Below are 24,814 nucleotides of genomic sequence, written 5' to 3'. Positions count from 1 at the left end.
ACTGTATCAGCATTGGTTCTTTCCCGTCAGGATAACTAGTGGTGGTACAGTAATTATCCCAAGGAAAGGGCCAATGCCCTAAGCGAAACGCCGAGTTAGGAATAAGTCTCTAAACGCAAGTAGTCGTCCAAGGGTAAAAGCGCAGACAAACCCTCGAGCGCTAGGGAGCGAGGAGGTGCCCTATGATTCATCAACCTAATAGGATTGGACTTGTTGAAACCGTGCTTGTTCATACCTTTTACGGCGAACGGATAGCGATCATATACGAGCATCCAAAAATGATCTACTCCAGTTTCAACAGACTTATTTCGCTGACTAGAACTGTCGATGATGAGGTCACACCAGAGTTGCCAGTCAGTATTTAGGCAACTTCAGGAACAGTCTCTTATAGCGAACTTCTCCCACTACTCATTAATTAGGACTGGTGCTTTTTAAAATTCCATGCGATTCAAGGGAGGATCAGATGCCCCGAACAAGCCAGGAGATAATCTCTGGAACGCGTGGTTTTGCGGTCTTCGGCAGGTGTATACGACTTCTCGCCGAGTGCGGGCGTTTCCTTGTTGTCACCCGATTCGTGGTTGTTGTGGTGATGGTGGCTGCACCGGCACTCACTGTTGCTCTGATATCGGCCACAGTCGCGATCCGCGATCGCTTACGTGACGGATCCGAGTCCAGAACGGCGTGACACTGTTCTATTTGCGGCCCTGGGTTTTGCAGCGGTTCTCGTGCTTTCCGCGCTGATGTCGAATCTGTCGTCGTATGCGGACCGGACGTTATTGGCGCGGCAGGAACCCAGTGTAAGCGCTTCCATCGCCACCAAGTCGACCAGGCTCGCGCAACGGTCAGCGCAGTCGGACAGCTGACCGGATACCTGCTGGCAATGGATCCCTCCAATCAAATGCTTCAACACTACTCACCGCCGGTGGGAACCTGTACACGGGAGTGCTCTACGCGTCACATGTGTTCCACTTCCTTGACCTTCCGGAACGAACGCTACCGGCCGGAACGCGCAGTTTATGCTCCCTCTGTTTCAGCCCGGCCAACGAGGTAGCCGCCTCGGCGCTCTTATCGACCACGTCAATGCCACCGTCGACCGGGCCGCTGTTGCCCTCGGCCTCGCCGGCCTCAAACGGCCATGACCGCCTCGCGCCCCGCTTCAAGCGGCTGGATCAACTGTTCTTCGCCCGTGTCGACCTGGCGGATGGCAACCCCGTTGCTTCGCCTGCCGAATTGAGTGCAGGGAGCTCCTCTCCCGCGGTAGCCTCGGACGACAGCGACTTGACGTTCGAGGAGTTGACGGCGTACTCGGTGGGCACATCGGCGAGCGCAGCACGTCATTCCTGGGTCTGAGACGCCGCCTGCGCGAAGGCGGGCGTCGCGATGATGATTGGGCTGACTGCAAGGGCAGCAACAGTCAGCGCTGCTCCTGGACGACGAATTCTTCGCATATCACTCACTCCAGTAAAGGTCGACAACACAGATCATGAGTGGGAGCAGACGCTGGAAAGTTCACTCCCGGCCTCGTATTCACCGTGCTGGCTAATGACCAGGAGAACGGCCGCGACGAACTCCTCTTCGTCCTTGACCGCCACTGGAAACGCGCGGGCAAAACCTTCGACCCCGACGACTTCACAGAACACCGCCACATCGGGTGACAGGTCACACCGGAAGTAGTAACCGAAACCAATCTGTCCCGAAAGTGCATACAGACGAGTTTCGGGAGGCCAGGTAGAATTTGGGGGAGCTGAGGGGAGGCGGACCATGGCTGAGGTGACAGCAGCTCGCGTGCGGTTGCGCGATGTCAAGCCTTACGACGCGCCCGCCTCGCTCGATGAGTTGTGCGGGCCTTACAGCGGCCTCATCGACCTGCCGCACTCTGTGCGCTGGCAGGCTGACCGGCTCGGGGTGGACGTGTCAGACTTGGGCTGGCGTCGCATGGCCTACCAGGCGTTGTTGGCCGAGGGGACTGTTGACGAGCAGCGTCAGCTCATGAATCGGGATCGCTTGGTGGAGATGTGGCCGATCCTGAACATGGATCCACGTGTGCGCGGCTTGTGGGAGGGGCGGTTCCCCCGGCTTCGGGTGGTCGTGTGAGCTGGGACCAGGAGGAGCGGCGGCGTGTCACGCGTGTTGCTTTGGGAGCGGTCGGCGAGGATGCCGGCTTCGCTCTAGCCGGCTCGGGAGCAATCCGCGAGCACGGACTGATCGACCGGCCCACCGAGGACGTGGACCTGTTCACTGTCCAGCAGGCCCAGGATCGGTTCGGTACGTCGCTTGACCGGATTATCGCCGCGTTGCGCGCTGCCGGCCACATCGTGGAGACCCGCCGCCGCCAGGACACCTTCGCCCAGCTCACCGCCATCAGCCCGGGAGGGCGCAGCACCGACGTTGACCTGGGAGTGGACTGGCGGGGACATCCGCCCGTACAGCTGGAGGTCGGGCCTGTGTTGTCCCTCGAGGACGCGGTGGGCAACAAGGTCGGGGCCTCGTTTTCACGGGCCGAGACTCGTGACTACCTCGACGTGGACGCGATCCGGCGTTCCGGCCGGTACAGCGACGAGGAACTGCTGGACCTGGCCGGGAAGGTCGATGCCGGTTTCGACCCGTGAGTGGTTTGCCCAGACCATCGACAACGTGGAGCGCATCCAACCCGAAGAGGTGCGCGTCTACAGTCTGACGGCTGACCAGCTCGACGAGGTGAAGGCGCGCACCAGGGCGTGGGCATCGGGCATCCGCGCCAGCGCCCGGAGCGAGAGCACCCGAGCCGAGCTGCACGAGCGCATCGAGGGCGAGGTCGGCCGGCGTCGCGCGGAGCGCGGCACCGGTGACGATCCGTACTGCGGAATCATATGATCTCGTCGCTCAGACCATCGGAGTATGGGTCAAGGAGTACCGCAAGAAGTATCCGAAACCAGGAACCGAAAACCTCACCAGTACCGAGTCGAAGGAAATCGAACAGTTGAGGAAGGAACTCCGCGAGGCCCGGGTGGAGATCGAGTTCCTAAAAAAGCGGCAGCCTTCTTCGCGAAGGAGTTACAGTAGTCGCCCGCACCACGATCCCGGCCGACGACGCCGGGCGCCTGGACCTGGTGGGCCGGGCCACGGGGGTCAACCTCAATCGTGCGGTGGCAACCCGTGTGGCGGGGCGCTCGACGCGCCGCTCGGCGGCTGGCTCATGGCCGCGGCAGCGCTGGCGGGGGACGACAGCCTGGTGCGCTCCCCGGTGCGCCGCGAAACGTCTCGTTCGCTGATGGGGGTCGCTTCGCTGACGATTTGATCGAACATCTCGCGCAGCGGCCCGAAGTCCCGCTGCTCGGACGCCGCTCGGCTCGCCTGATCGTTGGTCGCGCCGTGCACCTCGCGCCAGTCGAGCCGCCAGCCGGCGGCGCGGGCCACGCGGTTCCAGAACACTCGTTGCGTCCGGCCGTTGCCCTCGCGGAATGGATGTACGTAGTTGAACTGGTCGTAGTGGTACGCCAGGCGGTCGATGAACTGCTCACGGCTCATCTGGCGCAGCTCGTGATCCGCGCGCAACTCCCCCTCGGCGTAGCCGGCGGCACGACCGATCATCGACACAGGAAGGAAGAACTGGGCTCCCTCCACGTTCTTGCGAATGTCAACGGTGCGCAGCTCTCCTGCCCAGTCGTACACGTCCTGGAACAGGTGACGGTGGATCGCGCGCAACTCGGCGAGGTCACTGGTCGGCTTCACCGGGCGATCCATGAGCTGCACCGAGCGGGCAAACGAAAGGTCGCCCTCGGCCTCGTCGAGGGCCGCCTTCGTGCGTGCACCAACCTTATTCCTCAGCAGGCCCGTCTCGGGGTCGAGATACGGGTCGACGAACTCAGTCGAGGTCATAGCGGGCGCGTGTGCGGGATACCAGCTCGTCGGAGTTGATGCGGCCGGCCACGTACTCCTGGGCGTCTTGACGGCCGGCGGCCGTCACCGACAAGCCCTCCATCTCGCCGCTGTGGATCGCCTCGGCCACGCGCAACTCGCGCTCGGCCGCGGTCGTCGCGGTGGTTGCCGTCTTCGTGGCCATCGGATGCTCCTCTCGCTCGGTGCCCAGCCAATTCTAGCCGATTTCCAAAGGACGCTCAGGGAATATAGCTGCGGTCCTGAATTCGGGGCAATTCCACGTGACATGGAATTCATCGTGGGAGCCCAACTGTCGCTGTCCCACACACGTTCGTTCTCGAGCGGATGCGCCCGCCGAAAGCCGTCGACTGCGCCCCTCGGGGTCACACGAATGGGCCCTGGCTAGAGCTGGACAATGATGACTCGTATGTTCATCATGCCCAAGCGTCATCAGGGATCACACAATGACTTCATTCATGAGGACCTTTTTCTTATCACAGTATGTCGAATTCAGCGACCAGCCAGTCGGCGGTGGCAGGCGCAGGAGGCCGGTTCTGGGAGGGAGCCCGTGCAAGCAGCCGGCATCGCGAAGCCAGAGGCGACGCCTCGCACCCGTAGCCGGGCCTTCGCCCGTCCACTCGCTGTCCGCGAGCGGGCCGGGCGGGCCCGGGGCCGCCAACAGATCGGTCTCGTCAGCCCGGGTAGGATTCCGGAACAATCAAGCAATGCTTCGTGGCGGAGGGGTTCACTGATGGGCGACGCGTCGGATCTCAACAATGCAGGACTGTCTCCGGCGGGTGTTCCCGAGCCGTTCGCGACCCTCGGGCTCACCTTCGACGACGTGCTGCTGCAGCCGCGCCTGTCCGATGTCATCCCCTCCGAGGTCGACACCACCGCCCGTGTGACCAAGCGCATCAAGATCAGGCTGCCACTCCTGTCGGCGGCGATGGACACTGTCACCGAGGCCCGGCTGGCGATCGCCATGGCTCGCGAGGGCGGGCTGGGCATCATCCACCGCAATCTTTCCATCGAGGACCAGGCACGAATGGTCGATCGGGTGAAGCGTTCGGAAGCCGGCATGGTCGACGAGCCCATCACGATCGGCCCGGACGCCACCATTGCCGACGCCGACGAGTTGTGCGCCAACTTCCATATCAGCGGCATCCCGGTGGTCGACGAGGCCGGGCTTCTGGTGGGCATCATCACCAACCGCGATATGCGCTTCGAGTCCGACCCCACCCGCAAGGTGGGCGCCGTCATGACGAAGATGCCGCTCATCACCGGCCCGGTCGGGATCTCCTCCGACGATGCGCTCGCGCTGCTCGCCACGCACAAGATCGAGAAGCTGCCGCTGGTCGACGACCAGGGCCGGCTCAAGGGCCTCATCACCTTGAAGGACTTCGTCAAGTCCGACAAATTCCCGCTGGCCAGCAAGGACGCCACCGGGCGACTGCGGGTGGGTGCCGGTGTGGGGGTCTTCGGGGACGCCTGGGAACGCGCCATGTCGCTGGTCGAGGAGGGTGTCGACATCATCGTCGTGGACACCGCCCACGGGCACTCCAAGGCCGAGATGGACTTCATCCGCCGGCTGAAAGCCGAACCGCGCGCAGCCGAGGTCGACATCATGGGGGGCAATGTGGCCACCTACGAGGCCGCCAAGGCCCTGTGCGAGGCCGGTGCGGACGGAGTCAAGGTCGGTGTCGGGCCGGGCTCGATCTGCACCACCAGGGTGGTGGCCGGGGTAGGGGTCCCCCAGGTCACCGCCATTCACGAGGCGGCGCGCGCTGCCCGAGCATTCGGCGTACCGGTGATCGGGGACGGGGGGCTGCAATACTCCGGCGACATCGCCAAGGCGCTGGTCGCCGGTGCCGACACCGTCATGCTCGGCTCACTGCTGGCCGGCTGCGACGAGAGCCCAGGCGAGCTGGTCTTCATCAACGGCAAGCAGTTCAAGCAGTACCGGGGCATGGGCTCACTCGGCGCGATGGCCACCCGCGGGCGCACCATGAGCTATTCCAAGGACCGCTACTTCCAGGCCGACGTGACGAGCAACGACAAGATCATCCCTGAGGGCGTCGAGGGCCAGGTGCCCTATCGCGGCCCGCTGGGCGCGGTCGTCTACCAGCTGGTCGGGGGCCTGCACCAGGCGATGTTCTACTCGGGAGCGCGCACCATCGAGCAATTGCAGCGCAATGGGCGCTTCGTCCGGATCACCTCGGCCGGGCTGCGAGAGAGCCACCCGCACGACATCCAGATGACCGTGGAGGCGCCCAATTACTCGGGTCACCACGACTGATCCATCGCCCCGGGTGGGGGTGCCCCTCGCTAGACTGGGTCACTGCGTCGGGATGCGCCCGGCCCTGATCGGAGATCTTCATGTACGACATCGGACGCAGCAAGCGCGCTCCGAAGGCCTTCTCCTTGGACGATGTCGCCATCGTCCCCTCGCGACGAACGCGTGACCCTGAGCTGGTCAACCTGTCATGGAAGATCGACGCGGTCGAGTTCGGTTTCCCGCTCGTCGCGGCCCCGATGGACTCCGTCATGAGCCCCGCCACCGCCATCGCCTTCGGGCGGCTGGGCGGCCTGGGGGTGCTGAACCTTGAGGGTCTGTGGACACGCTACGAGGATCCGAGCTCGCTGTTCGACGAGCTGGCCACCGTGAATGATGCCGTCGAGGCCACCCGCCGGATGCAGAAGATCTATTCCGAACCCATCAAGCCCGAGCTCATCACCGCCCGGCTTCAGCAGATCCGCGACGCGGGCGTGCCGGTTGCCGGTGCCCTCTCGCCCCAGCGCACCCAGGAGTTCGCCAAGATCGTCGAGACCGCCGGCGTCGACTTCTTCGTCATCCGTGGCACGGCCGTCTCCGCAGAGCATGTCTCCCGCTCAGGGGAGCCCCTCAATCTCAAGAAGTTCATCTACGAGCTCGACGTGCCGGTGATCGTCGGGGGCTGCGCGAGCTACCAGACCGCGCTGCACCTCATGCGCACCGGTGCCGCCGGTGTGCTCGTCGGATTCGGCGGTGCCGCATCGTCGACCACGCGGCAGGTGCTGGGCATTGAGGTGCCGATGGCCTCGGCCATCGCCGATGTCGCCGAGGCGCGCCGCGACTACCTCGACGAGTCCGGTGGCCGCTATGTGCACATCATCGCCGATGGGGCGATGGGGCAGTCCGGGCACATCGCCAAGGCGATCGCCTGTGGGGCCGATGCGGCAATGATCGGCGGTCCGCTGGCCCGCGCGATCGAGGCCCCGGGCAAGGGCTGGCACTGGGGGGCGGAGGCCTGGCACGAGACACTGCCGCGTGGGCGGCGCGTGCACTACGACTCGGTCGGCACCCTCGAGGAGGTCGTCGTCGGGCCCAGCTCGGTGACCGACGGAACCATGAACCTGGTAGGTGCCCTGCGCCGGTCGATGGCGTCCTCGGGCTATCAGGACATCAAGGAGTTCCAGCGCATCGAGTTGGTCGTCCGCTGAACGGGGGAGTCATGCCGGGCCAGGAACTGCCTCGCAGCGAGGCGATCATCGATGAGACGGGCAGCGGCAGCGGGGTTCCCCCGGAGCTCCTCGAGTTCCGCAAGAGCATCGACAATCTCGATGCCGCGGTCATCCACATCATGGCCGAGCGTTTCCAGATCACCCAGCGGGTCGGGGTGCTCAAGGCTGAGCTCGGCCTGCCCGCCTCGGACCCGGCGCGCGAGAAGGCGCAGATCGCCCGGATGCGCCGGCTGGCGGAGGACTCCCATCTCGATCCGGAGTTCGCCGAGAAGCTGCTCAACTTCATCGTCTCCGAGGTCGTTCGCCACCACACCGAGATCGGCTGCCAGGGCTGAGCAAGGCCGGCCTGCCCCGATGAGGCGTGCCATGCCGGCCCGGCCCGATTCCGGGGGCCGGCGTCCGGAGCCATAGAATCGCCCCATGCCCACAAGCCATGATCTTGTGCTGGTTGTCGACTACGGTGCGCAGTACGCGCAGCTCATCGCCCGGCGCGTCCGCGAAGCACATGTCTATTCCGAGATCGTGCCCCACACGCTCTCCGTCTCGGAGCTGGCCGCCCGCCGCCCCACGGCCGTGATCCTGTCCGGTGGCCCGGCGTCGGTCTACGCCGAGGGTGCCCCGCAGGTCGACCCGGCACTGTTCTCCGCAGGGGTCCCGGTCCTGGGCATCTGCTACGGGTTCCAAGCGATGGCCGTCGCCCTTGGCGGGCAGGCGCGCCAGACCGGTGAATCCGAGTTCGGCCGCACCGGTGTCAGTGTCCGGCAGGCCGGCGCGCTCCTTGCCGGACTCGAGCCGACGGAGCCGGTGTGGATGAGCCATGGCGATGCGGTCACCGCCGCGCCGGCCGGGTTCACGACGCTGGCCAGCAGCATCGGCGCGCCGGTGGCCGCCTTCGAGAACGCCGAGCTGAAGCTGGCCGGTGTGCAGTGGCATCCCGAGGTGGCGCACACCGTGCACGGCCAGCAGGTGCTCGAGCACTTCCTGTTCGATATCGCGGGCTGCACAGGCGATTGGACGAGCAGCTCGATCGTCGACGACCAGGTGGCCGCGATCCGCGCGGAGGTCGGGGACCGGCGGGTACTGTGCGCGCTGTCCGGCGGCGTCGACTCGGCGGTGGCGGCGGCGCTGGTGCAGCGCGCGGTCGGCGATCAGCTCACCTGCGTCTTCGTCGACCACGGTCTCTTGCGCAAGGGCGAGGCCGAGCAGGTCAAGCACGACTTCGTCGACGTCACCGGCGTCGATCTTGTCGTGGCCGAGGAATCCGAGCGTTTCCTGGCAGCCCTGGAAGGCATCAGCGATCCGGAGACCAAGCGCAAGACCATCGGCCGCGAGTTCATCCGCAGCTTCGAGGATGCCGCCCGCGGGATCGCCGGGGACAAGGGCATCGACTTCCTCGTGCAGGGCACCTTGTACCCCGATGTCGTCGAGTCCGGCGGAGGCGACGGCGCCGCCACCATCAAGAGCCACCACAATGTGGGCGGCCTGCCCGAGGACCTGCAGTTCACGCTCATCGAGCCGCTGCGCACCCTGTTCAAGGACGAGGTGCGGGCAGTGGGCACCGAACTCGGCCTGCCCGACTCGATGGTGTGGCGCCAGCCCTTCCCCGGTCCCGGACTGGCCATCCGCATCATCGGCGAGGTCACCCGCGAACGCCTCGATCTGCTGAGGGACGCCGATGCCATCGCCCGCGAGGAGCTGAGCGCGGCTGGCCTGGACCGCCAGGTCTGGCAAATGCCGGTGGTTCTGCTTGCCCAGGTGCGCTCGGTCGGGGTGCAGGGCGACGGACGCACCTACGGCTATCCGATCGTGCTGCGCCCGGTAACGAGCGAGGACGCCATGACGGCCGACTGGTCGCGGTTGCCCTATGAGTTGCTGGAGAGAATCAGCACCCGGATCACCAACGAATGCCGCCAGATCAACCGTGTCGTGCTCGACGTGACGAGCAAGCCACCGGCCACCATCGAATGGGAGTGAGGGGCCGGCCCGGCTCGCCGGCCGCTTCGTGAGCGGCGAGGGGACAGTCCTGCGCGGCCCGGTGCACTGAGCGTCCGTGGGCCGCGCGGGCCTGTGCCTCTCACTTCTCCGCGTAGGGATCGAAGGTGTCCTGGTTCGGGTCGTCGCGCCGGGAGCGCCCGTGCTGGAAGTCCTGGATACGCTCGCGGACCTCGTCGAAGCCGCGCACGCCGTCCTTCTCGTCGGGCAGCAGCAGCCAGCCCGCCACGTACAGCAGCAGGGCGGTTCCAAAGGTGAACACGGCGACGAGCACGAAGGCCAGGCGCACGATATTGGCATCGATGTTCAGATACTCCCCGATACCGCCGGCGACTCCGGCGATCATTCGGTGATCCCTGCTCCTGACAAGCTTGCGTTCGCTCATGGTGGTTTTCCTCTCCCTAGTGTGGACCGGACCGGCAGGGGCCGGTCGGTGATCTTCCTCAGCGGCGCGGGCGGCTCACCAGGAGCCCCAGCGCCCCGGCCACGATGAGTGTCGCCGGAAGTAGATAGCGAAGCGAGGAGGTATTCAGTTCTCCGGTGGCGACCAGCAGCGCCATGACGGCGATGGCGATGAACAGCAGGCCCCAGACAAGTGCCGAGCCGATCTCTGCCGGACGTGGCGCGCTGCGTCGATGCACTTTCATGGTGTCACCTGCACGTCCGAGCCACGCGCGTTCAGATAGATCTGCAGGGGCCCACCGGTTCCTCCGCCGCGGCTCCAGTGCCCCGAGCCCATCCCGCTGCAGCCCGAAGCGCCCGGTATCCGCACCTGGGCCGCCGTGCACTCGAAGCTGATCTGCACCGGACGGCCGGCCGGAGTGATGAGGTGGATGACCGCATTGCTGGCCTGCAGGCTGACACTGAGCGGCTGGGCGCCCTGCAGCGCGCTGAGGTCGATACGCGCCTCGGCGTCGTGGATGACCAGCGGCCCGCTGGGTAAGGCGGCGGCGTCGGCGTAGCGCAGGGTCGTGGCGCGGCTCGAGGCGCTCGACACGACGAGATAAGGGGCGTCGAGGGAGAGCACCACCGCGCCGAGCACGATGCCGGTACTGCGCAAGATCCGCGAGAGCCCCCACCTCGAGCCCACCACCAGGCCGAGCCCCACCACGAGCAGCGCGGCAGCGGCACCGCACAACAGCCGCGACAGGGTCGTCCAGCGCGGGGCGCTCGCCGCCGCCGCGACCGCCGCCAGCCCAGCGACCAGCAGGCTCGCCCATGTGACGACGCTCAGAGCGCGACCGCCGCCGCGTCCGTGGCCCATCAGCCCCGCAGGACGGGCGGCCACGGTGGGCTGGCGGCCGAGGTGACGCACTGCGAGCCAGGCGAGCAGCAAGACGATGGCCGGCCACCAGCCCAGTGGAGTCACCTGCCCCACGAGGATGACGACGACCCCGGTGATCGTCACGGCGTAGACCAGGACACTGGTGGGTCCCCATCTGCGCGCACCGGGAAGGATGCGGTCGAGCGGGGCGTCGCGCTGGTTCACCGCCGGTGTGAGCGACCAGACGGTCACATAGAGTCCCACCCCGAGTCCCGAGCTCAGCGCCAGGACGATGGCGAGCACCCGTACGAGCATCGGATCGATGCCGTAGCGCTGTGCCACCGCCTGGCACAGCCCGCCGGTGTACCCGCGCTGCGGGTCGCGAACCAGGCCGGGCCGGCTTCTGGTCCGAGGGCGGTCTCCGCCGGTGCGCACTGGGCCGGTGCGGCCACGGTGCGGGGCGGGCAAGGACATGGCTCAAGTCTGGCGCGTGGCTCTGGAGCCGCCCATGCGGCCTCACCCTGAACCCACCCCCACTTGCAGTCCTGCCGGACCGTGCGCAGCCAGGCGGATTCGGATCGGGTGGCAGACGTGGGAGTCTTGATTGGTGAGCCCGGACAATCGGAGAACTCGGCGGGGGAGGTGGCACGGTGACGAGCAGCGATGCCGGCACAGGCAGCGGTCGCGGCCCGGCCGGGCAGGTGAGCGGCGCGGGTGGTGGCGCGAGCCCGCTGGATGGCGCGAGCCCGCTGGATGGTGCGAGCCCGGGCGGTGGCGCGAGCCCCGTGGGCCGTCGCCTTCCCGAGCGTCCTGCGTTGGTGCGACGCCACGAGGGACGCTGGCTGGGCGGGGTCTGCACCGGCGTCGCGGTGCACCTGGGCTGGCCGGTCTGGGTCGTGCGTCTGTGCGTCGTCTTCTTGGCAATGGCCGACTATCTCGGCGTCGTCGTCTATGCCGCGCTGTGGGTGCTGCTTCCCGATGAGCCCCCCGCGCCGGAGGCTCCCGGACTGGCCGCTGCCCGGCATGCCGATATGCGGCGCACCCCACGGGCGAGAAGTGCCCAGGCGACGGTGAGCGTCGTTGCCGTCGTGGCGCTGTGCGTCGGCCTCATGCTGGCGGGCAGGCAGATCGGCTTCGGCCCCGGCAACGCCTTCTTCTGGCCGATCGCTCTGGCCGCGGTGGGCGTGGCCTTGGTCTGGCGTCAGGCGGACACACCCGCCGAGCGTGACGAGGCGACGCCGCGCTGGCTTGCCCCGCTGGTGAGCGGGGCTCGCTGGGCCTCGGCGCTTCGGATGGCGGCCGGCATGTCGATGGTCGGCGCGGCCGTGTGGTTGGTGGCCTATAGCCAGGTCAGCGGGCCGAACCTGCCCTCGGTGCTGGCAGTCGCGGCGTTGACCCTGGTGGGTTTCTGTGTCGTCGCTGCGCCGTGGATCAACCAGATGCGTACCAGTCTCAACCAGGCCCGCGAGGAGAAGCTGCTCGCCGACGCCCGGGCCGACATGGCGGCGCACCTGCATGACTCCGTGCTGCAGACCCTGGCGCTCATCCAGCGCCAGGCCGACGACCCCAAGGCGGTCGCCAGCCTCGCGCGCCGCCAGGAACGGGAGCTGCGCTCCTGGTTGTATGCCGACAATCCCGGCCCTAAGACCTTCCACGCCGCGCTGGTGGCTGCTGGAAGCGAGGTGGAGGACGAGCGTGGCGTCCCCATCGAGGTGGTCTGCGTGGGGGATGCGCCGGTCACCGACGGCCTGACAGCCACCATCCAGGCTGCCCGGGAGGCCATGACCAATGCCGCGAAGCACTCAGGGGCCAACCGCATCGACGTCTACGCGGAGGTGGACGACGAGCGCGTCGAGGTCTTCGTCCGTGATCGTGGCGCCGGATTCGAGCTCTCGGACATCAAGGACGACCGGATGGGTGTGAAAAGATCGATCGTGGAGCGCATGGAGCGGCACGGTGGTTCTGCCCGGGTGCGCACGGCGCCCGGCGAGGGTACCGAAGTGAGATTGGAGATGCCGCGATGAGCGATGTTCCGCAACCGCTGGTAGAAACCGGCGGCGAAGACCACGAGGGCCCTTGGCGGGTAGTCCTCGTCGATGACCATGCGATCTTCCGGGCTGGGGTGCGCCACGAGCTGACCAGCGCCTCCCCCGAGCTGGTCGACGTGGTCGGTGAGGGCGAGGACGTCGCGAGCTCTGTCGCCGTGATCCTCCAGGCCAGGCCCGATGTCGTCCTGCTCGACGTGCATCTGCCCGGCGGCGGGGGAGCCGAGGTGGTCTCCCAGGTGCATCGCAGCGCGCCGGAGGTCACCTTCCTCGCGCTGTCGGTCTCCGATGCCGCCGAGGACGTCATCGGCGTCATCCGGGCCGGGGCCCGCGGCTATGTCACCAAGTCGATCAGCACCCCCGAACTGGTGGAGGCCATCGACCGGGTGGCGACCGGAGATGCGGTGTTCAGCCCGCGGCTGGCGGGTTTCGTGCTCGATGCGTTCAGCGGATCCATCTCGGTGGAGTCGGTGGACGAGGATCTCGACCGGCTCAGCCAGCGCGAACGTGAGGTCATGAAGCTCATTGCGCGCGGCTACACCTACAAGGAGGTGGCCCGTGAGCTGTTCATCTCGATCAAGACGGTCGAGACCCACGTGTCCAGCGTGCTGCGCAAGCTGCAGCTGTCGAACCGTCACGAGCTCACCAAATGGGCCACTGACCGCAAGCTGGTCTGAGGGCGGACCGGCTCAGAACAGCGGGCGCCACGGTGCGAGCAGGATCTCGGTGGCCTTCGCGAGAAGGCTTCGGCTCTCCCAGTGCTCCAGCTCGAGCTCGGTGCAGTTGGATTGGTCGGTGAGGAAGAGCCTTTCCAGCACGGCGGCCACCTCATGGCTGCGGATCTCGGCGTTCACCTCGTAATTGCCCAGCAGGCTGAGCCGGTCGAGATTTGCCGTTCCGATGGTCGACCACACCCCGTCGATGGTGGCCGTCTTGGCATGCACCATGGCACCGCGGAACAGGTACAGGTGGATGCCGTCGCGCAGCATGCCCGAGTAGAAGCCACGCGAGAGCCAGTCGGCGACCACATGGTTCGACTCGGCCGGCACGATGATCCGCACGTCGACCCCCCGGTCGACGGCCCTGCCGAGGGCTGTCCGGAAGTCCTCGTCGGGAATGAGATATGCCGTCGTCAACCAGATATTGCGCTCGGCACGGTCGATGGCTTCCAGATACATATTGCGGATCGGGTAGACGGCCCAGCGAGGGGTATTGCGCTGGATGGCGATCTGGCCCTGCCAGTTGCGGTTCTTCACGGCAGGCAGCTCGGGCTTGGTCGACGGCTTCCAGCTGGGAAGGTTGGGCAGCAGGTGGGCCGGACGCAGATTCCAATAGGCGACGAAGGCGTTCTCCAGCTCCGCCACGGTCGGCCCGATGACCCGGGCATGGGTGTCGCGCCAGTCGTGCGAGTAGCGCGCGCCGATATTGAAACCGCCCACGAAGGCGACCCGTGAGTCCACGACGAGGAGTTTGCGGTGGTCACGCCCGGTGTTCCGCAGCCGCCAGAAGGCCGCCGACTGGAAGAGCGGATGGCGCTTGACGTGGACGGTGTCGGGCATCCGGAAGAACCGCGGATCGACCACCAGGTTGGCGAAGACGTCGTAGACCACATGGACATCGACCCCGCGCTCGGCTGCTGCGATGAGCGCATCCTTGAACCGCTGTCCCACCGGGTCGGCCTTCCAGATGAAGGTCTCGAAGTAGACGCTGTGCTGGGCCGACTCGATGGCCTCGATCATGTCGTCGAACAGCGGCGCCCCATAGCCGTAGACCGACAGCTGGTCGTCACCGGCGTGTGCCTCCATCGTCTCGCTGAGAGGGAACTCCGGGGGATTGGCCCGCTGCTTGCGCACGGCATCGACCGCCATAAGCGTGCCGGCGGCAGCGCACTGGGCTCCGAACAGACCCAGTGCGGCGTTCCGGATGATGCGGCGGGATCGGGGTGTGACAGGCATGGACACACAGTACTGGCGCCGAACTGGCATGCCCTTCACCCGGTCGCGGTGAGCGGCGAGCAATCGGGCCAGCGCCGGCCAGGTCTTGGGCGGCGAGTGCTCGGGGGACGAGGGGAGCCGGCGCGCCTAGTCTTGAGGGGCCATGACTGAACCCACCAATGCTGATCCCTTCGCCGAGTTCGGCAGGCGACTCGACTGCCTCGAGCCTGGCGATGCCGCTACCGGAGGGCCTGCTCCTTGCCTGGACGCACGGGCCCAACAGCTCCTGGAGGGGCTCAACCCGCCGCAGCGCGAGGCCGTCGTCCACGAGGGCGGGCCCGTGCTCGTGGTGGCCGGTGCCGGTTCGGGCAAGACGCGGGTGCTCACCCGCCGGATCGGCTGGCTCATCGAGCACCGCGGCGTCGTGCCCGGGTCGATTCTCGCCATCACCTTCACGAACAAGGCCGCCGCCGAGATGCGCAGCCGGGTGGCCTCGCTGGTCGGGCGGCCGGCGAGGGCCATGTGGGTGTCCACCTTCCATTCGGCGTGCGTGCGCATCCTGCGTTCCGAGCTGGGACAGGCCCCCGAGATCGGGCTGCGTCGCAGCTTCTCGATCTACGACGACACCGACACCAAACGGCTCATGAGCATGGTGCTGCGCGACCAGAATCTCGATACGAAACGCTTCGCGCCACGCGCCCTCGTCAACTGGGTCAGCAATGCCAAGAACGAGCTGCTGACCCCTGCCATGACTCTGGAGCGCGCCGAGAGCGGCAACGACCAGCTCCACGCGGCGGCCTATGCGGAGTACCAGCGCCGGCTCGTGGCCGCCAATGCCGTGGACTTCGACGACCTCATCATGGTGACGGTCACCCTGCTGGCCAGCCATCCCGAGATCCGCGAGGAATACCGTCGGCGCTTCCGCCATGTGCTCGTCGACGAGTACCAGGACACCAACCACGCCCAGTACATGCTCGTCCGCGAGCTGTGCGCTCCGGCGGCGGGCGGCGGGTCGGGCCCGCAGATCGGCGCCCCCGAGCTCATGGTGGTGGGCGATTCCGACCAGTCGATCTACGCCTTCCGTGGCGCCGATGTGGGCAACATCCTTGACTTCGAGAAGGACTTCCCTGGGGCCCGCACGATTCTGCTGGAACAGAACTACCGGTCCACTCAGACCATCCTCTCGACGGCCAATGCGGTCATCCAGCACAACTCCGGGCGTCCGGCGAAACGACTGTGGAGCGATGCTGGGGACGGCGAGGCGGTCATCGGCTACACGGCCGACTCCGAGCACGACGAGGCGCGCTGGGTCGCCGAGCAGATCGATGCACTGCACGACCAGGGCAAATCCGACTATCGCGATATCGCCGTCTTCTATCGCACCAACGCCCAGTCGCGGGCGCTGGAGGAGGTCTTCATCAGGCTCGGCCTGCCCTACCGGGTGGTCGGCGGGGTGCGCTTCTACGAACGTCGCGAGATCCGCGACGCGCTGGGCTATCTGCGGGCGCTCGCCAACCCGGCCGACGACGTCTCGGTGCGCAGGGTCCTCAACGTTCCCAAACGTGGCATCGGGGCCCGGGCCGAGGCGGCGCTCGAGCTCTTCGCTGCCAGTGAGCAGATCACCTTCGGCCAGGCCATCGAACGCGTCGAGGAGATACCGGGGCTCGCCACTCGCTCCCGCAACCAGGTGGCTTCCTTCGGTGCGCTCATGGCCGGCCTTCGCGGACTCGTGGAATCCGGGGCGCCCGCCGATGATGTGCTCGCTGCCGTGCTCAAGGATTCCGGGCTTGTCGACGAGCTCAAGGCCTCCACCGATCCCCAGGACGAGACGCGCGTGGAGAACCTCGTCGAGCTGCTCGCGGTGGCCCAGGAGTTCGTGGCCCAGGCGCACACCCTCGATCTCGATGCTGGGCTGCGGGCCGACACCGGATCCAACGCCGATCCGGGCGAACTGGCCGACGAGCTGGTCGGCGCGATGCCCGAAGCAGACGACTCGCTGGGTGCCTTCCTCGAGCGCATCGCCCTGGTTGCCGACTCCGACCAGATCCCCGATGCCGAGCCGGGCTCCTCGGGGGTCGTCACTCTCATGACACTGCACACCGCGAAAGGCCTGGAGTTCGACACGGTCTTCCTCACCGGGATGGAGGACGGCGTCTTTCCCCACGCTCGAGCCCTGGCCGAGACGGGCGAACTCGCCGAGGAACGCCGGCTGGCCTATGTGGGCGTCACCCGCGCCCGGCGCAGGCTGTTCGTCACCCGGGCGCTGGTCCGCTCGATGTGGGGCAAGCCGCAGGCCAATCCCCCCAGCCGTTTCCTGGAGGAGATCCCACAGGAGCTCATCGACTGGCGCCGTACCGCGGGCCGGATTGCCGGTTGGCAGACCACCGCCTCGGCCCGGCTCGCCGACTCGAGGCGTTCCCTGGAGCCCTCGGGCCCGGTCTTCGGCACCGGCCGCGGCCAGGTGCCCGGCGGACGCACGATCCCCAGCCTGGACGCCGGCGACCGCGTCATGCATCCCTCCTTCGGCCTTGGCACGGTGGTGTCCACCAAGGGCTCGGGGGACAGCGCCCAGGCCGACGTGGACTTCGGCTCGGGCGGGATCAAGCGGCTCGCCCTGCGATTCGCGCCGCTGGAGAAGCTCTAGGCCCACCGCCCGCCGGCGAAGGCAGCGGTGCGGCCACGGCGGGGCGGCTCCCGGGCTCACATGGCCAGGTACTCGCGGATGTAGAGCGCCAGGAGCAGGTTGAATTTCTCGGTGGCGAGATCGAGCGTCACACCGAGGATCTCCTTGATGCGCCGCATCCGGTAGACCACGGTGTTGCGATGGGCCGGCAATCGCTCGGCGGTCAACCGCACGCTTCCGTCCGCGAGGAGGAAAACCTGGAGAGTGCGCACAAGATCGGATTCGTGTGCCTCGTCGTAGGCGATCAGCGGGCCGAGATAGCTGGCGCACAGATCTTCCAGCATTCGTGAGTCCGAGACGCAGAAGAGCAGCTGGAGGGCGCCCAGCTCGGCGAAGCTGACATAGGGACGCTGCCACAGGTCGGCCACCGACAGCGAGAACAGGGCGCGCCGGAAGGCACTGCCCAGCTCGCTGAGATCGGGGATGGTCGCGCTCATGCCTACTGAGGTGCTGCTGTGGCGGCACAGCAGGGCGGAGATCTCCGACTCGCTGGTGCCCGGCGCCTCGGCCCCATGGACGAGGACGTGGAGGTTGTCGTGCCGGAAGATGTGGTACCGCACGCCAGTGCGGTTCAGGGCGGACCGTATCGGCGTGAGATCGACAAGGTTGTGGATGACGGCTACTCGATAGGGGGCGTGGGTGGGGAAACCGAACTGGTGCAGGCCGTGCAGCACGCTGGTGGGCACCGGTTGCTGGTAGATCGCGGCCTCGAATGCAGCGTCGAGACCACCCTCGCGGTGGCGGGCGTCGAGCAGGGCCACCGAGATCTCCTGCATGATGTCGACGAGGTGAATCTCCCAGGGCATCACGAACAGCGGGAACTCGGTGGTGTCGCAGCGAGCCAGCAGTTCGGCGCTGAGCTGGCTGCGGTCCAGATAGGGCCCGAGATTGACGAGAAGCGCGGCGCAGCCGTGCTCGATGAGTGCCCCGACGAACTCGTCCACAGTTGTGCCGTCCTTGGTGAACAGGCCTGTGGTGATGACGAACTCACCACCGCGCAGAAACTCGACATTGCGCAAGTCCTCGCCGAGATAGACCCACGACACGGAATTGGCAAGGCCCGATGCTCCGGCGCACAGCTCGAGAGAAAAACGGCCGGCGGTGAGACGGTGCAGCATCTCGACCGAGGTCTCGGTCCGGAAGCCGCCCATCGTTCACCCTTCCCGAGTTCGCCAGCCACCGGCTCATGTGCCAGCAGGTTGTGCTCACAGCACAAACGATTGCCCCATCCTTGTGCCGACCGGACCTGTCGGGGAACCAGCCGGCGCGCCGAGACTGTAGATCGGGACACCGGCATTGAGGTGTCCTGGGATGACGACTTCAGGAGTAGAGACGATGCTCAGCACAGCACTTCCAGCCATTGTCACACCGACGCTGCCCGGACCGCACGCCGCCGCGATCATCGCCCGCCGCGCCGATGTGGTCCCGAGCGCGGTCCGCTGCGGCTATCCAGTGGTCATCGAGCGCGGAGCGGGAGCCATGGTCGAGGACGTGGACGGCAATCGCTTCCTCGATTGGGTCGGCGGCGTCGGGGTGCTCAATGTCGGATACTCCCACCCCGAGGTGGTTGCTGCGGTGAAGCAGCAGGCCGACCGCTACTTCCATGCGATGTCGAACATCATCACCCACGAGGGATTCGTGGATCTGGCCGAGCAACTCGCGCGACGCGCCCCGGTCCGAGGCGACAAGCGGCGCACATTCTTCGCCAACAGCGGTGCGGAGGCCGACGAGAACGCCGTGAAGATGGCCAAGGCGTTCACGGGTCGCCCCAACATCGTCGTGTTCTCGGGGGCCTTCCACGGACGCACCCTGCTCACCATGGCAATGACCGCCAAGAAGGCCTATTCGGTGGGCATGGGGCCCTTCCCCGACGGTGTCTGCCGGGCTGACTTCCCCGATCTCTACCGCGCCCCCGGGGCACTGAGCGGACAGCAGGCCATCGACTACTACCTTCGGCGTCTCGAAGAGGTCTTCGAGCAGGCGTCTCCCGCCAGCAGCGTCGCTGCCGTCGTCGTCGAGCCTGTGCAGGGGGAGGGCGGGTTCATCCCGGCGCCGATCTCCTGGGTGCAGGCGCTGCGCCGCATCTGTGATGAGCACCAGATCCTCCTCGTCGCCGACGAGGTGCAGTGCGGCTACGGGCGCACCGGGCGGTTGTTCGCGACCGAGTACTGGCGCGAGGCCGGGGCTGCCCCCGACATCGTGACCAGCGCCAAGTCCATTGCCGCCGGCATCCCGCTCAGCGCCGTGGTGGCCCGTGAGGAGATCATGGAATCGGTGCCCGGTGGCGTGATCGGCGGCACCTACAACGGCAACCCGCTCGCCTGCGCGGCGGGGCTCAAGGTGCTGGAGATCATGGATCGCGACAGGCTGCCCGAGCGCGCCGTGCAGATCGGTCAGAAGGTCGGCGCCCGGTACCGGCAGATGGCCGACCGCTTCGAGGCGATCGGTGACATCCGGGGCCTGGGCGCCATGATCGGCCTCGAGTTCGTCAAGGATCGTGCGAGCAAGGAGCCCGATGCCGAGCTCGTCTCGGCGCTCGTGAGGGATTGCGCGGCCCACGGGCTCCTCGTCGAGAGCGCGGGGACCCACGGCAACGTGCTGCGCTTCCTGGCACCGCTGGTGATCACCGATGCTCAGCTCGACGCCGGCCTGGACATCCTCGAGGCCGCCCTGGGGCGGTGCACTGCCACGAGCGCGGCGGACGGCCCGCGGGGCGCCGCGGCCTGAACCATACGGCCCGAACCATACGGCCCGAACCATATGACCGAAACCATATGGGCGGCCGCACGGCCGGGCCGAAAACCCCAGACGAAGGAGGCACGCGATGCCCACCACCGACGCCACACAGCTGGCAAGCCCCACAGCCCCTCCCGAGCCCGCAGGGCGGCTGCACCGGCAGCTGCGCCTGCACTCGGTGCTGGCTTTCGGCTTGGCCTATCTGGCACCCATCATCGTCTTGGGAACTTTCGGGGTGATCTCGGAGAAGTCCCATGGCGGCACCTCGGGCTCCTATCTCATCGCGCTCATTGCCATGCTGCTCACCGCTGCGAGCTACGGCCGGCTCGCCCGGGAGATCCCGGTCGCCGGCTCCGCCTACAGCTACGTTCGCCGGATGGTGAGCAATCACCTCGGCTTCCTCGTGGGTTGGGCCTCGATGCTCGACTACGTGTTCATACCAATGGTCATCTGGCTCATCGGAGCCTCATATCTCAATGCGCAGTTCCCCACGATCCCGAACTGGGTGTGGATCGTGGGCTTCATCGTGGTGACGAGCGCCCTCAATATCTTCGGCATCAAGGTCGCCGACCGCGCGAATCTCATCCTGTTGGCGACTGAGGTGCTTGTCATCGCGCTGTTCACCGTGCTGGCGGGATACACCGTCACCCATCACGGCCAGTCCCTGATCAGCCTGCGCCCGTTCATCGGCGAGCCGGCCAGCCTCTCGGCACTCACGGCGGGAGCGGCCACCGCCGCCTACTCGTTCCTGGGCTTCGACGCCGTGACGACCCTGGCGGAGGAGACGGTGGATTCCGACCGGACCATTCCCCGGGCCATCATGCTCACCGCGCTGATCGGCGGCGGGATCTTCGTGGTTTCCACCTACTTCACCGAGCTGGTCCATCCGCTGGTCCATGTGATCGATATCGACTCGGCTGCCTTCGACATCGCCAAGGGGATCGGGGGAGCCTTCTGCTCGGCGGTCTTCCTGGTGGGGCTCGTGGTCGGTCAGTTCGCCTCGGGCATTGCGGCGCAGGCCTCGGCATCGCGCCTCATGTACGCCATGGGGCGAGACGGTGTCCTGCCCAAGCGATTCTTCGGGGCCCTCACCCGACGCGCCGCGACACCCCGCAATGCGATTCTCGTGGTGGCCGCCGTGGGTTTCATCGGATGCTTCCTCGATGTGAGCACCTCGACGTCATTCATCAACTTCGGCGCATTCATCGCCTTCGCGATGGTCAACGTCTCCGCCATCGCCTTGAGCCGCGCACAGCGTGCCCGCGGCGTCACGGTGAGGGTGCTCCCCGGCTATCTCCTCCCGGCCCTCGGCGCGCTGGTCGTCGTCCTTCTGCTCACCCAGCTCGACGCCGCGGCGCTCATCGTCGGCGGCTGCTGGCTGGCACTGGGAGTTGTCGTGTTGACCTATCTGACCCGCGGTTTCCGCCGGCCTCCGCCACAGATGGATGCCGGGGCATGAGCGCGCCCACGCAACCGCGCGAGACGCATCGCCCATTCCAAGTGCTCGCCGTCCAGGCCACCCCGCTGCCGCTGTCGGCTCCCCCAGAGCATTTCGAACGGCATTGTCGTGACCTGCTGGACGCCCACCCGCAGACTCAGATGATGGTCTGGCCCGAGATGCACCTGTGTGCGGACGGGCAACCGGACCTCGCCCGCCCCGAGGTCCTGCGGGCCGCGGCCCAGCCCCTCGACGGACCGCTCGTCGCCCGGCTGGGACGGCTGGCCCGTGAGCTGGGGGTGTGGCTGGTGCCGGGCAGCCTGTGCGAGCTGGGACCCGGCGGGGAGCTGTTCAATACAGCCGTCGTCCTCGGACCGCGCGGTGATCTCGTCGCCAGCTACCGCAAGATCTTCCCCTGGCGTCCCGAGGAGCCCTATACGCCGGGCGGCGAGTTCTGCGTGTTCGACATCGAGGGGGTGGGCAGGTTCGGGCTGACCATCTGCTTCGACTCATGGTTTCCCGAGGTTGCCCGCAATCTCGCCTGGCTCGGTGCGCAGACCATCCTCAACCTCGTGAAGACGACCACTCCCGACCGCGAGCAGGAGATGGTGTTGGCGCGCGCCCACGCGATCACCCAGCAGATCAATGTCGTCACGCTCAACGCAGCCTCGCCTCCCGGAGTAGGCCGCTCGGCGGCCTTCGGCCCCCAGGGCGAGGTGCTCGCGCAGCTGGGCGGGTGCGAACCAGGGGTCCTCGAGGTGCCCATCGACCATGACGAGGTGCACCGGGTGCGCCGCGAGGGCACGGCGGGTGTGACCAGGCCATGGGCCTTCTTCCGCGAGGACGACGCCCCGCTGCAGCTGCCTGCCTACCGCGGATCCATCGATCCACGGGCCTGGAGCCGTGACTGAGCCGCAATCCCGACAGCTCGCAATGCCCGTTTGGCTGGGCTGAAGGCCGGGTACCGGCTATCGTCGGAGGGGAGTTCATCAGGCATCTGGTGCTCCCGAAGTCGGGGGTCCCAGACCTCATCGGTGCTGGCCGGGCAGTGTGGATCGGCCGATCCGAGGACCGCAGGCCCGGGACGACGACGCTGACCCGGCTGCACCCGGCTCCGGCCGGGCACAAGTGAATCCCATCCCGCCATCCGGTGCCGTCCGTCGGTGCCGAGTGAAGAGAGCACAGTGGACCTTTACGAGTACCAGGCCCAGGAGTTGTTTTCGGCCCATCACATCGCGGTGCCGCGCGGCATCCTCGCCCGCACTCCCGCACAGGCGCGCCAGGCAGCCGTATCGCTCGGCAGTCCGGTGGTCGTCGTTAAGGCGCAGGTGAAAGCGGGAGGGCGCGGCAAGGCCGGTGGCATCGCTGTGTGTCACAGCGCTCAGGAATGCGAGGCCGCCGCCGAGCGCATCCTCACGATGACGATCAAGGGCCATGTGGTGCGTGCCGTGCTCGTGGTCGAGGGCATCGACATCGCCGCCGAGTACTACTTCTCGCTGCTCGTCGATCGGGCCGAACGGCGCTGGCTGGCGCTGTGCTCGGCCGAGGGCGGGGTCGACATCGAGACGCTCGCTCGCGAGCGCTCCGAGGCACTGGCCAGGGTGCCAGTCAGCCCCCGATCCGGCCTGGACGCGAAGACAGCGGCCCGCCTCGTTCGGCAGGCAGGCTTCGCCGACGAGCTTCGCGAAGAGCTCGTGGCGACGCTGGTGAAGCTGGGCGAGGTGTTCGTCGCCGAGGATGCCCTGCTGGTCGAGGTGAACCCGCTCGTCCTCACCAGATCGGGGCAGATCCTGGCCGCCGACGCGAAGGTGAGTCTCGACGACAACGCGCTGTTCCGCCACCGCAGCAACACCGTCCACCGCGACGACACGGGCGTCCACGAGCTGGAGCTGCGGGCGGCGCAGCGCGGGCTCAACTATGTGCGCCTCGGCGGTGAGGTGGGAATCATCGGCAACGGCGCGGGACTCGTGATGAGCACCCTCGATGTGGTGGCCCGCGCGGGTGAGGACCTGCCCGGCAGTCCACGCCCCGCGAACTTCCTGGACATCGGCGGCGGAGCATCGGCCCAGGTGATGGCCGACGCCCTGGACATCGTGCTCTCGGATCCCCAGGTGTGCTCGGTCTTCGTGAACATCTTCGGCGGCATCACCGCGTGCGACGAGGTGGCCCACGGCATCGTCCGGGCGGTCGAGCTCGTCGGGAAGCTGCCGGTCCCCGTGGTGGTACGCCTCGATGGCAACAATGTCGAGCAGGGCCGGGAGATCCTGCGCGAAGCTGCCGATCCTGCGATCACGCTGGTCGAGACCATGGACGATGCGGCTCGCCGGGCAGCCGAGCTGGCGGTCCACGAGCCCGACACGGGCTGGTCGCCAGACGCGCCCGCCGGCGCGAGCCAGTCACCAGACGCGCCCGCCGGCGCGAGCCAGTCACAAGACGCGCCCGCCGGCGCGAGGGAGCGCTGAACGATGACCATCTGGCTCAACGAGGACTCTCGCATCATCGTCCAAGGCATCACCGGCTCGGAGGGCACCAAGCACACCCGCCTCATGGCCGCGGCCGGTTCCCCTGTGCTCGGTGGTGTCACGCCCGGCAAGGGGGGCCATCGCCTCCCGGTGCCCGGCCGCGAGCTGCCGGTCTTCGACACCGTGCGCGAGGCCGTCGAGGCAGTGGGGGCGAATACCTCGGTCGTCTTCGTCCCGCCGGCGCGCACCTACCAGGCGGTCATGGAAGCCGTGGGCGCCGGAATCGGCCTGGTGGTGTGCGTGACCGAGGGCGTGCCCGTGCAGGACAGCTCGCGCTTCGTCGAGGCCGCCCTGGACGCCGGCACTCGCCTCATCGGACCTAACTGCCCGGGCATCATCTCGCCCTCTGTGGCGAACGCCGGCATCATCCCGGCGAACATCATCGGGCCGGGACGCATCGGCCTGGTCTCCAAGTCGGGGACGCTGACCTACCAGCTCATGAAGGAGCTCAGCGACCTTGGCATGAGCACGGCCGTCGGCATCGGGGGAGATCCGGTGGTCGGCACGACCCACATCGAGGCCCTCGCCGCCTTCGAGGCCGATCCGCAAACCGAGGCGATCGTGCTCATCGGCGAAATCGGCGGCGATGCCGAGGAACGCGCCGCAGCCTTCATCGCCGATCATGTGAGCAAGCCGGTGGTCGGCTACGTCGCCGGTTTCACCGCACCCGAGGGACGCACGATGGGCCATGCCGGCGCGATCGTCTCGGGAAGCTCGGGCACAGCCCGGGCCAAGAAGGCCGCACTGGAGGCCGCAGGCGTCCGGGTGGGACGTACTCCGAGCGAGACCGCACGGCTCATGCGTGAGGTGGTGCAGTCCCTGCCCGAGCAGGTCAGCTGAG

The 24,814-nt window shown here is 67.2% G+C and carries 22 protein-coding genes and 1 pseudogene; 16 read left to right on the top strand and 7 right to left on the bottom strand.

The window, feature by feature from the left end; translation table 11 throughout:
• Window positions 1–1,487 precede the first annotated feature (1,487 nt).
• The 4 genes from BMX93_RS13055 to BMX93_RS13050 all read left to right on the top strand — a co-directional run bounded on the left by BMX93_RS13055 (window position 1,488) and on the right by BMX93_RS13050 (window position 2,853).
• Window positions 1,488–1,655, top strand: a complete 168-nt coding sequence (locus BMX93_RS13055) for a hypothetical protein (RefSeq protein WP_218139197.1) — start codon at window positions 1,488–1,490, stop codon at window positions 1,653–1,655.
• Window positions 1,656–1,761: 106 nt separating this feature from the next.
• Window positions 1,762–2,094: a transcriptional regulator gene (locus BMX93_RS02855; RefSeq protein ID WP_091967584.1), complete on the top strand. Its 333-nt coding sequence runs from the start codon at window positions 1,762–1,764 to the stop codon at window positions 2,092–2,094.
• On the top strand, window positions 2,091–2,609 hold the full coding sequence (locus BMX93_RS02850; RefSeq protein WP_218139196.1) for a nucleotidyl transferase AbiEii/AbiGii toxin family protein: 519 nt from the start codon (window positions 2,091–2,093) through the stop codon (window positions 2,607–2,609). Before BMX93_RS02855 ends, BMX93_RS02850 begins: the two co-directional genes overlap by 4 nt.
• Window positions 2,590–2,853: a hypothetical protein gene (locus BMX93_RS13050; RefSeq protein ID WP_218139195.1), complete on the top strand. Its 264-nt coding sequence runs from the start codon at window positions 2,590–2,592 to the stop codon at window positions 2,851–2,853. The genes BMX93_RS02850 and BMX93_RS13050 overlap by 20 nt, the downstream gene beginning before the upstream one ends.
• Before the next feature lie 261 nt (window positions 2,854–3,114).
• On the opposite strand, the gene BMX93_RS02845 is transcribed toward BMX93_RS13050, so the two are convergent.
• Complete coding sequence (locus BMX93_RS02845; RefSeq protein ID WP_091967581.1) at window positions 3,115–3,858, bottom strand: Fic/DOC family protein; 744 nt, start codon at window positions 3,856–3,858, stop codon at window positions 3,115–3,117.
• Complete coding sequence (locus tag BMX93_RS02840; protein ID WP_091967578.1) at window positions 3,845–4,042, bottom strand: antitoxin VbhA family protein; 198 nt, start codon at window positions 4,040–4,042, stop codon at window positions 3,845–3,847. Before BMX93_RS02840 ends, BMX93_RS02845 begins: the two co-directional genes overlap by 14 nt.
• Window positions 4,043–4,609: 567 nt before the next feature.
• On the opposite strand from BMX93_RS02840, the gene guaB reads away from it, so the two are divergent.
• The 4 genes from guaB to guaA all read left to right on the top strand — a co-directional run bounded on the left by guaB (window position 4,610) and on the right by guaA (window position 9,333).
• The gene (gene guaB, locus BMX93_RS02835) at window positions 4,610–6,154 is read left to right on the top strand and encodes an IMP dehydrogenase (protein WP_091967575.1); all 1,545 of its coding nucleotides are present in this window, start codon (window positions 4,610–4,612) and stop codon (window positions 6,152–6,154) included.
• 80 nt (window positions 6,155–6,234) lie between these two features.
• Complete coding sequence (locus tag BMX93_RS02830; RefSeq protein WP_091967572.1) at window positions 6,235–7,338, top strand: GuaB3 family IMP dehydrogenase-related protein; 1,104 nt, start codon at window positions 6,235–6,237, stop codon at window positions 7,336–7,338.
• An 11-nt stretch (window positions 7,339–7,349) separates the two neighbouring features.
• Window positions 7,350–7,694, top strand: a complete 345-nt coding sequence (locus BMX93_RS02825; protein ID WP_091967569.1) for a chorismate mutase — start codon at window positions 7,350–7,352, stop codon at window positions 7,692–7,694.
• Window positions 7,695–7,779: 85 nt separating this feature from the next.
• Entirely contained in the window at window positions 7,780–9,333 is a 1,554-nt protein-coding gene (gene guaA, locus BMX93_RS02820; protein ID WP_091967566.1) for a glutamine-hydrolyzing GMP synthase, read from the top strand.
• 100 nt (window positions 9,334–9,433) lie between these two features.
• On the opposite strand, the gene BMX93_RS02815 is transcribed toward guaA, so the two are convergent.
• The 3 genes from BMX93_RS02815 to BMX93_RS02805 are packed head-to-tail and all read right to left on the bottom strand — an operon-like array spanning window position 9,434 to window position 11,089.
• On the bottom strand, window positions 9,434–9,736 hold the full coding sequence (locus BMX93_RS02815; RefSeq protein WP_091967563.1) for a PspC domain-containing protein: 303 nt from the start codon (window positions 9,734–9,736) through the stop codon (window positions 9,434–9,436).
• Window positions 9,737–9,794: 58 nt separating this feature from the next.
• Window positions 9,795–9,998 (bottom strand): hypothetical protein, encoded by a 204-nt coding sequence (locus BMX93_RS02810; protein WP_143052795.1) that lies wholly within the window; start codon window positions 9,996–9,998, stop codon window positions 9,795–9,797.
• Window positions 9,995–11,089, bottom strand: a complete 1,095-nt coding sequence (locus BMX93_RS02805; RefSeq protein WP_091967557.1) for a PspC domain-containing protein — start codon at window positions 11,087–11,089, stop codon at window positions 9,995–9,997. Before BMX93_RS02805 ends, BMX93_RS02810 begins: the two co-directional genes overlap by 4 nt.
• Window positions 11,090–11,265: 176 nt before the next feature.
• Between BMX93_RS02805 and BMX93_RS02800 the strand changes: the two genes are divergently transcribed.
• Window positions 11,266–12,639 carry an ATP-binding protein gene (locus BMX93_RS02800; RefSeq protein WP_245725686.1) on the top strand — a complete coding sequence of 458 codons (1,374 nt, stop codon included), beginning with the start codon at window positions 11,266–11,268 and terminating at the stop codon, window positions 12,637–12,639.
• Complete coding sequence (locus BMX93_RS02795) at window positions 12,636–13,337, top strand: response regulator (protein ID WP_091967547.1); 702 nt, start codon at window positions 12,636–12,638, stop codon at window positions 13,335–13,337. Before BMX93_RS02800 ends, BMX93_RS02795 begins: the two co-directional genes overlap by 4 nt.
• Window positions 13,338–13,349: 12 nt before the next feature.
• Here the strand turns inward: BMX93_RS02795 and BMX93_RS02790 are convergent, their stop codons facing one another.
• Window positions 13,350–14,615 carry a phospholipase D-like domain-containing protein gene (locus BMX93_RS02790; protein WP_091967526.1) on the bottom strand — a complete coding sequence of 422 codons (1,266 nt, stop codon included), beginning with the start codon at window positions 14,613–14,615 and terminating at the stop codon, window positions 13,350–13,352.
• Window positions 14,616–14,757: 142 nt separating this feature from the next.
• Between BMX93_RS02790 and BMX93_RS02785 the strand changes: the two genes are divergently transcribed.
• Complete coding sequence (locus BMX93_RS02785) at window positions 14,758–17,238, top strand: UvrD-helicase domain-containing protein (RefSeq protein WP_091967523.1); 2,481 nt, start codon at window positions 14,758–14,760, stop codon at window positions 17,236–17,238.
• Window positions 17,239–17,294: 56 nt separating this feature from the next.
• Here the strand turns inward: BMX93_RS02785 and BMX93_RS02780 are convergent, their stop codons facing one another.
• On the bottom strand, window positions 17,295–18,428 hold the full coding sequence (locus BMX93_RS02780) for a PucR family transcriptional regulator (RefSeq protein ID WP_091967520.1): 1,134 nt from the start codon (window positions 18,426–18,428) through the stop codon (window positions 17,295–17,297).
• Between the two features lie 184 nt (window positions 18,429–18,612).
• Here BMX93_RS02780 and BMX93_RS02775 point away from each other — a divergent pair, with 184 nt between their 5' ends.
• From BMX93_RS02775 to sucD, 5 genes and pseudogenes are all read left to right on the top strand, one after another.
• Window positions 18,613–20,004, top strand: coding sequence for an aspartate aminotransferase family protein (locus BMX93_RS02775; RefSeq protein ID WP_091967517.1), 1,392 nt, complete (start codon window positions 18,613–18,615; stop codon window positions 20,002–20,004).
• Window positions 20,005–20,101: 97 nt separating this feature from the next.
• A complete protein-coding gene (locus BMX93_RS02770) occupies window positions 20,102–21,472 on the top strand; it encodes an APC family permease (RefSeq protein WP_091967514.1) in 1,371 nt (456 codons plus the stop codon).
• Complete coding sequence (locus tag BMX93_RS02765; protein WP_091967511.1) at window positions 21,469–22,362, top strand: carbon-nitrogen hydrolase family protein; 894 nt, start codon at window positions 21,469–21,471, stop codon at window positions 22,360–22,362. Before BMX93_RS02770 ends, BMX93_RS02765 begins: the two co-directional genes overlap by 4 nt.
• Before the next feature lie 273 nt (window positions 22,363–22,635).
• Window positions 22,636–23,802 (top strand): annotated as a pseudogene (gene sucC / locus BMX93_RS02760) (ADP-forming succinate--CoA ligase subunit beta); the annotation flags it as partial.
• 114 nt (window positions 23,803–23,916) lie between these two features.
• The gene (sucD, locus tag BMX93_RS02755; RefSeq protein ID WP_091967503.1) at window positions 23,917–24,813 is read left to right on the top strand and encodes a succinate--CoA ligase subunit alpha; all 897 of its coding nucleotides are present in this window, start codon (window positions 23,917–23,919) and stop codon (window positions 24,811–24,813) included.
• Window position 24,814: the final 1 nt, after the last annotated feature.

It is taken from the genome of Propionibacterium cyclohexanicum (genome assembly GCF_900111365.1).
In the GTDB taxonomy this organism is placed as follows: Bacteria; Actinomycetota; Actinomycetes; order Propionibacteriales; family Propionibacteriaceae; genus Propionibacterium; species Propionibacterium cyclohexanicum.
This window is presented reverse-complemented; position numbering and strand designations above follow the sequence as displayed.